The 12,788-nt window shown below is 48.0% G+C and carries 13 protein-coding genes; 9 read left to right on the top strand and 4 right to left on the bottom strand.

Annotation, left to right across the window (positions count from 1 at the left end; translation table 11 throughout):
* Window positions 1-108 precede the first annotated feature (108 nt).
* On the top strand, window positions 109-1,341 hold the full coding sequence (locus tag K0335_RS18135) for an MFS transporter (protein ID WP_104919489.1): 1,233 nt from the start codon (window positions 109-111) through the stop codon (window positions 1,339-1,341).
* A gap of 40 nt (window positions 1,342-1,381) precedes the next feature.
* Here K0335_RS18135 and K0335_RS18130 read toward each other — a convergent pair whose 3' ends face one another.
* The 3 genes from K0335_RS18130 to K0335_RS18120 all read right to left on the bottom strand — a co-directional run bounded on the left by K0335_RS18130 (window position 1,382) and on the right by K0335_RS18120 (window position 3,787).
* Complete coding sequence (locus K0335_RS18130) at window positions 1,382-1,666, bottom strand: hypothetical protein (protein WP_072271626.1); 285 nt, start codon at window positions 1,664-1,666, stop codon at window positions 1,382-1,384.
* Between the two features lie 97 nt (window positions 1,667-1,763).
* Window positions 1,764-2,579 carry a Cof-type HAD-IIB family hydrolase gene (locus tag K0335_RS18125; protein WP_000023569.1) on the bottom strand — a complete coding sequence of 272 codons (816 nt, stop codon included), beginning with the start codon at window positions 2,577-2,579 and terminating at the stop codon, window positions 1,764-1,766.
* Window positions 2,579-3,787 carry an MFS transporter gene (locus K0335_RS18120; RefSeq protein ID WP_000127026.1) on the bottom strand — a complete coding sequence of 403 codons (1,209 nt, stop codon included), beginning with the start codon at window positions 3,785-3,787 and terminating at the stop codon, window positions 2,579-2,581. The genes K0335_RS18125 and K0335_RS18120 overlap by 1 nt, the downstream gene beginning before the upstream one ends.
* An 87-nt stretch (window positions 3,788-3,874) precedes the next feature.
* On the opposite strand from K0335_RS18120, the gene K0335_RS18115 reads away from it, so the two are divergent.
* Entirely contained in the window at window positions 3,875-4,414 is a 540-nt protein-coding gene (locus tag K0335_RS18115; RefSeq protein WP_219393985.1) for a TetR/AcrR family transcriptional regulator, read from the top strand.
* 117 nt (window positions 4,415-4,531) lie between these two features.
* Complete coding sequence (locus K0335_RS18110; RefSeq protein ID WP_223685824.1) at window positions 4,532-4,732, top strand: hypothetical protein; 201 nt, start codon at window positions 4,532-4,534, stop codon at window positions 4,730-4,732.
* Between the two features lie 614 nt (window positions 4,733-5,346).
* Here the strand turns inward: K0335_RS18110 and K0335_RS18105 are convergent.
* A complete protein-coding gene (locus K0335_RS18105; protein WP_219393983.1) occupies window positions 5,347-7,032 on the bottom strand; it encodes an aspartate:alanine antiporter in 1,686 nt (561 codons plus the stop codon).
* Between the two features lie 268 nt (window positions 7,033-7,300).
* Between K0335_RS18105 and K0335_RS18100 the strand changes: the two genes are divergently transcribed.
* From K0335_RS18100 to potG, 6 genes are all read left to right on the top strand, one after another.
* Complete coding sequence (locus K0335_RS18100; protein ID WP_000824135.1) at window positions 7,301-7,690, top strand: inner membrane protein YbjM; 390 nt, start codon at window positions 7,301-7,303, stop codon at window positions 7,688-7,690.
* A 164-nt stretch (window positions 7,691-7,854) separates the two neighbouring features.
* Complete coding sequence (gene nfsA / locus K0335_RS18095) at window positions 7,855-8,577, top strand: nitroreductase NfsA (protein WP_000189184.1); 723 nt, start codon at window positions 7,855-7,857, stop codon at window positions 8,575-8,577.
* 49 nt (window positions 8,578-8,626) lie between these two features.
* Window positions 8,627-9,529: a 30S ribosomal protein S6--L-glutamate ligase gene (gene rimK / locus K0335_RS18090; RefSeq protein WP_000684353.1), complete on the top strand. Its 903-nt coding sequence runs from the start codon at window positions 8,627-8,629 to the stop codon at window positions 9,527-9,529.
* 88 nt (window positions 9,530-9,617) lie between these two features.
* The gene (locus K0335_RS18085; RefSeq protein ID WP_000202971.1) at window positions 9,618-10,094 is read left to right on the top strand and encodes a YbjN domain-containing protein; all 477 of its coding nucleotides are present in this window, start codon (window positions 9,618-9,620) and stop codon (window positions 10,092-10,094) included.
* 351 nt (window positions 10,095-10,445) lie between these two features.
* A complete protein-coding gene (gene potF / locus K0335_RS18080; RefSeq protein ID WP_000126075.1) occupies window positions 10,446-11,558 on the top strand; it encodes a spermidine/putrescine ABC transporter substrate-binding protein PotF in 1,113 nt (370 codons plus the stop codon).
* A 94-nt stretch (window positions 11,559-11,652) separates the two neighbouring features.
* Window positions 11,653-12,786, top strand: coding sequence for a putrescine ABC transporter ATP-binding subunit PotG (potG, locus tag K0335_RS18075; RefSeq protein ID WP_104919486.1), 1,134 nt, complete (start codon window positions 11,653-11,655; stop codon window positions 12,784-12,786).
* Window positions 12,787-12,788 lie beyond the last annotated feature (2 nt).

Below are 12,788 nucleotides of genomic sequence, written 5' to 3'. Positions count from 1 at the left end.
GTTTTCAGTAACATTGTGCGTATTTAACGTTAAAAGCCCACTAATGACTATCTCTGCTGCGATACTTTCATTACACTTTGCGCGGATTTTTATTAGTGAAGCGAATAGATGCAAAACAGATTACAAACCGGCGCACGACTGGGGCGTTCGGCGTTACTTTTTCCTCTTTGTCTGGTCCTGTACGAATTCTCGACATATATCGCTAACGATATGATTCAGCCCGGCATGTTGGCTGTAGTGGAGCAATATCAGGCTGGAATTGACTGGGTGCCAACGTCCATGACTGCCTATCTGGCAGGTGGCATGTTCTTACAATGGTTACTTGGGCCGTTGTCGGATCGTGTTGGTCGCCGTCCGGTGATGCTGGTGGGGGTGGTGTGGTTTATCGTCACCTGTCTCGCCACGTTACTGGCACAAAATATTGAACAATTTACGGTGTTACGTTTTTTACAAGGAATTAGCCTCTGTTTTATTGGTGCTGTGGGCTATGCTGCAATTCAGGAGTCTTTCGAAGAGTCGGTATGTATTAAAATTACAGCGCTTATGGCGAACGTCGCTCTGATTGCTCCTCTCCTTGGCCCTTTAGTAGGGGCCGCCTGGGTGCATATGCTGCCCTGGGAGGGGATGTTTATCCTCTTTGCAGTGCTGGCGGCCATTTCCTTTGTGGGCCTGCAGCGTGCAATGCCAGAAACAGCAACCCGTATCGGTGAAAAGCTCTCTTTAAAAGAGTTAGGTCGTGACTACAAACAGGTATTAAAGAATGGTCGCTTTGTAGCCGGAGCTCTGGCCCTGGGATTTGTTAGCTTTCCATTACTGGCGTGGATTGCCCAATCACCCATTATCATTATCACGGGCGAGAAATTAAGCAGCTATGAATATGGCCTGTTACAGGTGCCTGTTTTTGGCGCACTGATTGCTGGCAACCTGGTACTGGCACGGTTAACTGCACGGCGCACAGTACGTTCGTTGATCATTATGGGTGGCTGGCCGATTGTTATCGGGCTGGTCGTTGCTGCGATCGCGACGGCTTTCTCCTCACATGCCTATTTATGGATGACAGCGGGATTAAGTATCTATGCTTTTGGTATTGGCCTGGCCAATGCCGGATTGGTTCGTTTGACCTTGTTTGCCAGTGATATGAGTAAAGGTACAGTGTCGGCGGCCATGGGAATGGTACAGATGCTGATCTTTACGGTGGGAATTGAAGTCAGTAAACACGCATGGTTAGGGGGTGGTAATGGCATGTTTAACCTGTTCAATCTGGCGAATGGTGTTATCTGGCTGCTGTTGATGGTGATTTTTTTACGTGATAAAAGCGTTGGAAATTCACAGAAAGCTTAATGAAATGCCTGATAGCACAAAGCGATCAGGCACTTAATGATTAATGGTGATGGTCATCAATCTGATGTTCAATCACCATTCCTTCACCTACGCTTGCAAGGTGGCGAACATAAGGATGCGGACGATACGCAGGAGCAGGCGCCGGGGCAACATAAACAGTTTGTGGCGCAGTGGTGGTGTTAATGGCTTGTGGAACACTAACGGAAGAGGGAACGACCACAACTTTATAGCCGTTTGGCACATCAACAGTGACATTTTGCGCGAATGCCGCACCGGTAAACGCCATCAAGAACAAGCCCGGCAGAACACAATTTTTCATAATAATTCGCCTGAAAGAAGGCCGGAATAATTATCCGGCGAGTATGTTTGTGCGAATTATGCTGAGTTCATTTATGCATTGTGTTGCCGGGCGTGCTGCTGTTTTATTGATTAAATGGCGCTTCGTGATTTAAAATTTTGTCGATAACATCCAGCACTGCTTCCTGATTATTCGAACCTGCACGGTACTTCGCAGCAGCGACAACAGCTTCTCCCGCGTGAGACATAGCAAAGCTGTAGCCCGCATGACGCAACATTTCAATATCATTTCCGCCGTCGCCAAAGGTAACAACTTCCTCATCTTTTATACCCCAGCGTTGCTGTAACAAACGGATACCATTAGCTTTGTGAACACCAGGGATAATTAAATCAATGCTGCCGTAACCTGTATGTACTGGCACCATAATATCGCCGATAGATTCATGCAGGGCTTTTTGTACTTCAGGGATGCGCTCATCAGAGATATTAAGACCAAATTTGAAAAATACATCATTGATATTTTTGAAGCTATCGACAAATTCCAGACGGTGATAATACATGGCTGCCACCGTTTTTAACTCATCGTTATATTCTTTCAGGGTATAAGCGCTATTTTTACCACAAGCGATAACTTCTATATCCGAACGCGTTAGTAAATGATCCACAATGGTATTAAAATCGTCTTTTGCCAGTTCGCCATTAAAGATATCCTCACCTTCGCTGACCACCCATCCACCGTTTTCTGCCACAAAAGAGATCTCACTGGCAATCTCCGGGAAAAAAGAGATCAACTGGTAATATTGATTGCCACTGGCGACCACAAAGCGAATTCCTTGTGCTTTCATCTGTTGATACTGAGCCATAAACCGCTCGCGGTTATAGGTTTTTTGATCGCTGAGAAACGTACCATCCATATCTACCGCAATTAATTTGATGCTCATTATCCATTCTCCAAAGCAGATTGCGTTTTTGTATCCGGTTTAGCGACGGCTTTGGCGACCAGTGCTGCTAATATCACCAGTGCCAGCACCACTAACATGGCACTGCGTAAGCCGTAGTGTTCACCAAGATAGCCTAACAATGGCGGCCCTACGAGGAAGGCCAGATAGCCAGTGGTTGCCACCACGCTGACACGGGTTGGCGCATCGGGTCCGGTGTCACTGGCGGCGGAAATAGTTAACGGGAATCCGAGTGAAGCACCTAATCCCCAGAGAATAACAGAGACACCGGCCACCCAGGCGCTATCGACAAAGATGATCAGGCCAATTCCTAACGCTCCCATTAGCGCACTGGCACGAACAACAGCCACGCGACTGTAGCGATCAATAAACCAGCCACCGGTAAAGCGTCCGACGGTCATTCCCAGTGTAAAGCCTGCATAAATCAATGAACCCGATGTTGGGCTAAATCCGTGTCCATCTACCATCAACAGGGGTAACCAGTCGTTGGCGGAACCTTCAGCAAACGCCATCGCCAGTACCACGACACCAATCAGCATTAACTGGATGTCACGATAAAAAGGAATGCCTTTTTCGCTATGTCGCTTATCTTCTGCGGTGTTTTTGCCAGTACCATCGGGTATTGCTTTAATCGCAATCAAGATCGGTGCGATGCCAACCAGGGCGGCGAGTAAAATATGTAGCGTTGCCGGAATACCAAATGCTGTCAGAGCCATCCCGATGCCAGCACCTACCAATGTACCGAAGCTGTAGAAACCGTGCATCATGGGGAGCACGGTTTTATTCATCTCACGTTCGACAGCAGCACCTTCAACGTTAATGGCGACCTCTGCGGAACCAAAACTAGCGCCAAATATGCCCAGGCCAATAGCAAATAACCACGCAGATGAAAGCCAAAGGGCGAGACTTAAGATCATCATTCCGAATAATGCGCAGGACATCGTGGTGCGAATCACATTGCGCGTGCCAAAGCGTTTAACCAACCAGGCAGAACAGAGTATGCCGCTCATTGAACCAACAGAAAGGCCGAATAAAACCGTGCCCATTTCGGCAGTCGAAACCGACAAGATGTCGCGAATGGCGGGGGTACGAGTAGCCCAGGAAGCCATTAGCAGACCGGGCAAAAAGAAAAACATAAACAATGCCCAGGTACGATGCCTTAAAGCTTTACGAGATGATCTGGCAGTCATAAATCCTGTCAAATAAGAAGAAGAGAGAGGACAACAGTAGCAAGGTTGTGTACATTTGTACACATACCTGTTTAATGAGGAAGTGCAGTGCGACGGAGCAACGATCCCCAAAGGCGAGAAAAGATTATTGCTGCCACTCTGGAAGCCATTGCGACGCACGGTATCCATGCCGTGACACACCGTAAAATTGCGATAATTGCGCAAGTCCCGTTGGGATCGTTGACTTATTATTTCTCGGGAATCGATGAATTATTGACCATTGCATTTCGTCGTTTTACGGAAACCATGACAGAGCAATACCAGTCTTTTTTTACCGGAGTCTCGGAACCGATAGAAGCCTGTGAAGCCATCACTGAGATGATCCATAGTGCGCAAATCACCACGCCAGAGAAAATGGCGTTGATGTATCAGTTATATGCTTTTGCCAGTCGTAAACCTGCTTTGAAAAAGGTCATGCAAAACTGGATGCACAGCAGCCAGCAGACGTTGCAACAGTGGTTTGATCCCGATACGGCCCGGGCACTGGATGCATTTATTGAAGGTATGACATTGCATTTTGTGACTGACAGTAAGCCACTGACACGCGACGATATTTTAAAAATGGTAAAAAGAATCGCTGGGGAGTAATACTTACGTTATGTGTATGCGAGAAGAAAGGAGAAGTGGCATATATGAGGATAAACATCGAATAGATGGACTAGCAGTATATAAATAATTTATCGATATTTGTACAGGATGCTAAAGATGTCAGCAAAAATTATACTGCTGTTTAATGATTTATCATGGTATGAAAATAATAAATACAATATTGTGCAGGTAATATCATCATTACCTTCCTACTGGAAGAATGATGGAGCTATTTATCATCTTTCTAGTGATGCGAATAAAGAGAATTACAGTGTGCACATATTTATTGAAGATAAGAGTTTATTTATTGAAATATGAGCGCGACCTGAAATAATTCAAAATGATTTACATTATTTGTTTAGTAGGATTAGATGCCGTACACGAATAAAAATATATGATCATGATGGAGAAGAATCGGGGTGGTAACCACATGAAAATATCAAAAATTTATCATCCAGTTGGCTAAATCATAGCGAGCTTTTAACAATTTGGCGATCTGCCTGAACTATCCTTAAGAATCAGCGTTTCTGCAACTGTCATCTTTGATGTTTCACAGCATGATGTTGTTCTTATGTGTTTTTGACTATCAGTATTGGAAGCAAAGTAAACCTGCCATATTTCACGTTTCATGTGGGGGTATTCTGTCAATCCACGGGCTTCACCATTACGGTATCGCTGCAGGTAGCGTTCAAATCCACTCCATGCACAACCTGTCGCCATCGCCGTATAGCGGATTACCTAATCTCATGATTTTAAACGGCATAAATTTCAGGCAACAAAAAACCCATCAACCTTGAACCAAAACGGCGGGGTTGATGGGCTCCACAAATTGGGGACATCAAAGAAAAGCAGTGGCACTAATTAAGACTGACGCCTTGAGGAAAAGTTCTGCGCATTACGCAAAAAATTTTCTTTTCAGGGCAACTTCAGTTTTATCCGAGTCCTGGCCACACCATAACAATGATTGTCCCTGCCAACGTTAAAAGAACATTGGCGATGGCATAGGTGCCTGCGTAACCCAGCGCAGGGATATTGCTACGCGCGGTATCGCTGATAATTTCCATTGCAGGTGCGCAGGTACGTGCGCCCATCATCGCGCCAAACAGTAACGCGCGATTCATTCGCAACACATACGCACCAAACAGGAAGCAGATCACCACAGGTACCAGACTAACAATAAGCCCGGCCACCAACATTTGGCCGCCAATAGCTCCAAGCCCGTTATTGATCCCACTACCCGCACTTAAACCGACGCCAGCCATAAACACCATCAGGCCAAACTCTTTCACCATACTTAACGCACCTTGCGGTATGTAGCCGAAAGTAGGGTGGTTTGCACGCATAAAGCCAAGCATAATCCCGGCGAATAAAAGACCGGCGGCATTACCCATGCCAAAACTGAATGAACTGAACTGGAAGGTAATCATCCCGATCATCAGACCAATGATAAAGAAGGCGCAGAAGGCCAGAAGGTCGGTGACCTGGCTGTGAATCGAGATAAAGCCGATGCGGTCAGCAATGGTTTTTACACGGCGAGCATCCCCGCTCACCTGTAAAACATCGCCTTTGTTGAGTACAACATTGTCATCGATTGGCATTTCAATCTGGCTGCGAATTACCCGATTCAGGAAGCAGCCGTGATCGGTAAGTTTCAGTTGTGCCAGGCGTTTACCAACGGCGTTGTGGTTTTTTACCACCACTTCTTCGGTAACGATACGCATGTCGAGTAGATCGCGATCGAATACCTCTTTACCATTTCGGAAGCTGGGATCAAGCCGGGCGTGAGCATCTGGATAGCCGACAAGTGCAATCTCATCGCCCATTTGTAAAACAGCATCGCCGTCCGGGTTTGCTAAAATTCCGTTACGACGAATACGTTCGATATAGCATCCCGTCTGACGATAAATCCCCAGTTCACGAAGATTTTTACCATCAGTCCACGCGACCAGTTCGGGCCCCACGCGGTAAGCACGAATAACGGGTAGATACACTTTACGCGTGGTGTCGGTATCGAGGCCGCGTTCACGGGCTATTTGTTGGGCGCTGGTCTGTAAATCCTGGTGTTGCAGCTTCGGCAGATAACGCGCACCGACAATCAGACTCACCAAACCAATTAAGTAAGTTAAGGCATACCCGAGACTTAGGTTATCCAGTGCGGAGGAGAGTTCTGTACCACTGATCCCGAAATGACGTAATGTGTCTCCGGCACCTACCAGCACCGGCGTTGACGTCATTGAGCCTGCCAGCATACCTGCCGTCAGGCCGATATCCCAGCCAAACAGCTTACCCAGGCCCAGGGCGATCAGCAGCGCGCTACCGACCATTACCAGAGCCAGCATCAGGTAGTTTTTCCCGTCGCGAAAAAAAATAGAAAAAAAGTTTGGTCCGGCTTCCACCCCAACACAAAAAATAAACAGCATAAAGCCAAGATTAAGTGCTTCAGTGTTAATACTGAAATGCTGCTGCCCTAATAACAGGGAGACGACTAAAACGCCAATGGAATTACCGAGTTGGATGGAACCAAGACGCAATTTTCCGAGGCAAAGTCCGAGCGCCAGGACCACAAATAATAACAGGATGTAATTCCCGTTTAACAATTCTGCGACGTTTATATTCACGGAGACTAACTTCTTGTTTACGAGTAAGCTGTTGAAAGAAATGGTAATTTAGGCTAATGTTTTGCGTACCAATTAAGGGTGATATCGGCCCTGTACCGCACCCACTAAAAGCAACACTGCTATATATTCAGCTAGTTTAATATCATTACGTATCAACGGCTATAAGAAATGTGTTGACGTATTTAAGCATGGAATGCTGAACAGCTTTATCACACTGAGCACTACAGGCGAAAAGCGTGTTCGATAGAGACAGTATCAGGAGGAACAAGTGAAACGTAAACGAAGTTGGGCAGGGGCCATTTGCTGTTTCGTACTGTTTATCGTTGTGTGTCTTTTCCTTGCCACGCAGATGAAAGGCGCGTTTCGGGCCGCCGGGCATCCTGAACTTGGACTTTTGTTCTTCATTTTACCGGGCGCGGTTGCCAGTTTTTGCTCTAACCGTCGGGCGGTAATTAACCCGTTGCTGGGAGCGATGATGGCAGCTCCCTGCTGCATGCTATTGTTACGGCTTTTCTTCACCACTCACAGGTCTTTATGGCAAGAGCTGGCGTGGTTGCTGAGTGCGGTATTCTGGTGTGCTCTTGGCGCATTATGTTTCTTGTTTATCAGTAGCTTATTCGATCTGCGACAAAAACGAGAACGAAAACGTAATAGCTAAAATTTGGCAGAGGCGACGATCTGAATCGCCTTGCCATTCATTCTCCTGTTTCCCCATTCTCGCTCTGAAAGACGATAACTGTTAAGCATTCATTACCGTTACGTTTTACACTTGTGCTTTGTATTGCATAGGGATGTTTTCCTTTTCTCTGAGAGAACAATGTAATGACACCAACAATTGAATTACTTTGCCAACATCGATCCATTCGCCATTTCACTGATAAGCCCATCACTGCAGAGCAGCGCGAAGCCATTATCAAAAGTGCTCAATGCACCTCGAGTTCCAGCTTTTTGCAGTGTACTTCCATCATCCGCATCACCGACAGGGCGTTACGCGAAGCATTGGTACCGTTGACGGGCGGGCAACAGCATGTTGCCCAGGCGGCAGAATTTTGGGTTTTCTGCGCTGATTTTAATCGCCACTTACAGATTTGCCCTGATGCGCAACTCGGTCTGGCTGAGCAGCTTCTGCTTGGGGTTGTTGACACCGCATTGATGGCACAAAATGCCCTGACCGCTGCGGAATCCTTAGGTTTGGGTGGGGTATATATCGGTGGGCTTCGCAACAATATTGAAGCAGTGACTGAGCTACTGAAATTGCCAAAACATGTCCTGCCATTGTTTGGTTTGTGCCTGGGTTGGCCAGCCGATAATCCGGATCTCAAGCCGCGTTTGCCTGCCTCTATTTTGGTACACGAAAACAGCTATCAACCGCTGGATAAAGAGGCTCTGGCGCAATATGACGAGCAACTGGCGGAATACTATCTTACTCGCAGTAGCAATAATCGTCGTGACACCTGGAGCGACCATATCCGTCGGACCATCATTAAAGAAAACCGTCCTTTTATTCTTGATTATTTACACAAACAGGGTTGGGCGACGCGTTAGCCAGTGTATGATACGCAGGCTTTTGCCAGTTTTGACTGAGAGGTGCAGGGTGAAGATTGCCATACTGTCCCGGGATGGAACGCTCTATTCATGTAAGCGGCTACGAGAAGCTGCTATTCAGCGTGGTCACCTGGTTGAAGTTCTCGATCCGCTGTCTTGCTACATGAATATCAATCCGGCAGCCTCCTCGATCCACTATAAAGGGCGCAAGCTTCCCCATTTTGACGCGGTGATCCCGCGTATCGGCTCAGCTATTACTTTTTACGGTACGGCGGCGCTACGTCAGTTTGAAATGCTGGGCAGTTACCCGCTAAATGAATCGGTCGCTATTGCCCGTGCGCGTGACAAGTTGCGCTCTATGCAGCTACTGGCGCGTCAGGGGATTGATCTGCCGGTAACGGGGATCGCCCATTCACCGGACGATACCAGTGATTTGATAGACATGGTCGGTGGTGCACCGCTGGTGGTTAAGCTGGTCGAAGGCACACAGGGAATTGGTGTGGTGCTGGCAGAAACGCGGCAGGCTGCAGAAAGTGTCATTGACGCTTTTCGCGGCCTTAATGCGCATATTCTGGTGCAGGAATATATAAAAGAAGCAAAAGGTCGCGATATCCGCTGTCTGGTCGTGGGTGATGAAGTCGTCGCAGCCATCGAACGGCGGGCGAAAGAGGGCGATTTTCGTTCCAACTTACATCGCGGTGGTGCGGCTAGTATCGCCTGTATTACAGAACGAGAACGTGAAATCGCGCTTAAGGCTGCCCGGACTATGGCTCTGGATGTAGCAGGCGTTGATATTCTGCGCGCAGAACGTGGACCGTTGGTGATGGAAGTGAATGCATCTCCTGGTCTTGAAGGGATAGAGAAAACCACAGGTGTGGATATTGCAGGCAAAATGATCCGCTGGATTGAACGCCATGCCACGCCAGAATTTTGTCTTAAAACTGGCGGATAAGCGTAATATCGTGCCGGATCATAGCATCCGGCCTTCTTTTTACGTAAGCTGTGCCGGAATTTTTCATCGTTAGAGGTAGTACAGAATTATGACATCGCTGGTCATTCCTGGTCTGGATATGTTGCGTCAATGGCTCGACGATATGGGTATGAGCTTTTTTGAATGTGATTCATGCCAGGCTCTGCATTTACCGCATATGCAGAACTTCGATGGCATTTTTGATGCGAAGATCGATCTGATCGATAACACTATTCTGTTTGCGGCAATGGCTGAAGTGCGCCCTTCAGCGCTGTTACCGCTGGCAGCCGATCTCTCGGCTATTAATGCCAGCTCACTCACGGTAAAAGCGTTTCTTGATATGCAGGATGATAATCTGCCGAAGTTGGTGGTTTGCCAGGCTTTATCCATAGCTCAGGGGATTACTTACGAACAGTTTGCCTGGTTCGTTCGCCAAAGCGAAGAGCAAATTTCAATGGTGATCCTTGAAGCGAATGCCCACCAATTATTATTTACTGCAGACGATGATGGGCAAAAAAGCAGCACTGAAAACCATTTTCTACACTAATAATTGTTCTCGTATCCGCAGTCGCCACCGAAGCGGCTGCGTGTTGCAAACGTTTATGCTACATTTAACCTTTCATTAAAGAATTATTCACCTGTCTTTCCTCTGTAATCCTTTATCACATAGACAATTCCTGCATAAAAAATTGTTAAAAGGCGTTTTTTAATCTGAGCTATAGTCTCAAACCCTGGCTAAAGTTATTCTTGCGAGGCTTTTATATAGCGAGCAGTGCTGGCCGGGAGAGAGTGCTCTTTTCTTACACCGCGCCGATAAAAAAATATGCACGTTTATTGCATATCTTTGATTGTGACAACTTTTGTTCGTTTGTTAACGAACTTTCAGAAGGAAAGAGATATGACTGCCTTAAATAAAAAATGGCTATCGGGTCTGGTTGCGGGTGCTCTGATGGCCGTCTCTGTCGGCACGCTCGCGGCTGAACAAAAAACACTCCACATTTATAACTGGTCTGATTATATCGCCCCGGACACGGTGGCCAATTTTGAAAAAGAAACTGGTATTAAAGTCGTCTACGATGTTTTCGACTCTAACGAAGTACTGGAAGGCAAATTAATGGCGGGGAGCACTGGCTTTGACCTGGTGGTGCCGTCAGCAAGCTTTCTTGAGCGCCAGCTGACAGCGGGAGTTTTCCAGCCGCTGGATAAAAGCAAATTGCCGGAGTGGAAGAATCTCGATCCGGAGCTGCTGAAGCTGGTCGCCAAACACGATCCCGACAATAAATTTGCTATGCCCTATATGTGGGCGACGACCGGGATTGGCTATAACGTCGATAAAGTCAAAGCGGTACTGGGTGAAAACGCGCCCGTCGATAGCTGGGACTTGATCCTCAAACCTGAAAATCTGGAAAAACTGAAAAGCTGCGGCGTCTCTTTCCTCGACGCGCCAGAAGAAGTTTTTGCTACCGTGCTGAATTATCTCGGTAAAGATCCCAACAGCACTAAAGCGGATGATTACACCGGGCCGGCAACCGATCTGCTGTTAAAGCTGCGCCCGAACATTCGTTATTTCCATTCATCTCAATACATTAACGACCTGGCAAACGGCGATATTTGCGTCGCTATAGGCTGGGCGGGCGATGTCTGGCAGGCGTCAAACCGCGCGAAAGAAGCGAAGAATGGCGTGAATGTCTCGTTCTCGATTCCGAAAGAAGGGGCGATGGCATTCTTTGATGTCTTCGCCATGCCTGCGGATGCCAAAAATAAAGACGAAGCCTATCAGTTCCTGAATTATCTGCTGCGCCCGGATGTGGTAGCACATATCTCTGACCATGTGTTCTATGCTAATGCTAATAAAGAAGCCACGCCGCTGGTGAGTGCAGAAGTGCGTGATAATCCGGGTATTTACCCGCCTGCGGATGTCCGCGCCAAACTGTTCACTCTGAAAGTACAGGATCCGAAAATCGACCGTGTGCGCACCCGCGCCTGGACCAAAGTGAAGAGCGGAAAATAATCCGCAGCCGTAGATGCCGGACGGGCGCACCACACCCGCCGGCAATTCGCACCATCAGGGTGCGCTTGCACACATTCAATGCCGGAGAGCAGCCGTGAATGACGCTATCCCTCGCCCCCAGGCGAAAACCCGTAAGGCGCTGACGCCGCTATTAGAAATCCGTAATCTGACTAAATCTTACGATGGTCAGCATGCGGTCGATGATGTCAGCCTGACCATTTATAAAGGCGAAATCTTCGCGCTGCTGGGCGCATCCGGCTGTGGCAAGTCCACGCTGCTGCGTATGCTGGCAGGTTTCGAACAACCTTCTGCCGGGCAGATTATGCTCGATGGCGTCGATTTATCACAGGTGCCGCCTTACCTGCGCCCTATCAATATGATGTTTCAGTCTTACGCGCTGTTTCCGCATATGACCGTGGAACAGAACATCGCTTTTGGCCTGAAACAGGACAAATTGCCGAAAGCGGAAATTGCCAGCCGGGTCAATGAGATGCTTGGGCTGGTGCATATGCAGGAGTTCGCCAAACGCAAACCGCATCAGCTTTCCGGCGGTCAGCGACAGCGTGTGGCCCTGGCCCGAAGCCTCGCTAAACGCCCAAAACTATTACTGCTCGACGAGCCGATGGGTGCGCTGGATAAAAAATTGCGTGACCGGATGCAGCTTGAAGTGGTGGATATTCTGGAGCGCGTTGGTGTGACTTGTGTGATGGTCACCCACGATCAGGAAGAGGCGATGACCATGGCGGGGCGTATCGCCATTATGAATCGTGGGAAATTTGTCCAGATTGGCGAGCCGGAAGAGATCTACGAGCATCCGACCACCCGCTATAGCGCTGAATTTATCGGTTCGGTAAACGTCTTTGAAGGTGTACTCAAAGAGCGTCAGGAAGATGGTCTAGTGCTTTATTCGCCGGGGCTGGTGCATCCACTGAAAGTCGATGCGGATGCTTCGGTGGTCGATAACGTGCCGGTGCATGTGGCGCTGCGTCCGGAAAAAATCATGCTCTGCGAGGAGCCGCCCGCCAATGGTTGTAACTTCGCGGTAGGGGAGGTGATGCACATTGCCTATCTCGGCGATCTTTCGGTGTATCACGTTCGTCTAAAAAGCGGGCAGATGATTAGCGCCCAGCTACAAAACGCCCATCGTTATCGCAAAGGGTTACCGACCTGGGGCGACGAAGTGCGTTTGTGCTGGGAAGTGGACAGCTGTGTGGTGTTGACGGTTTAAGG

It is taken from the genome of Escherichia sp. GZ89, assembly GCF_019366485.1.
Taxonomy (GTDB): Bacteria; Pseudomonadota; Gammaproteobacteria; order Enterobacterales; family Enterobacteriaceae; genus Escherichia; species Escherichia fergusonii.
Note: the sequence above shows the minus strand (reverse complement) of the source record. Positions and strands in the feature narration are given on the sequence as shown.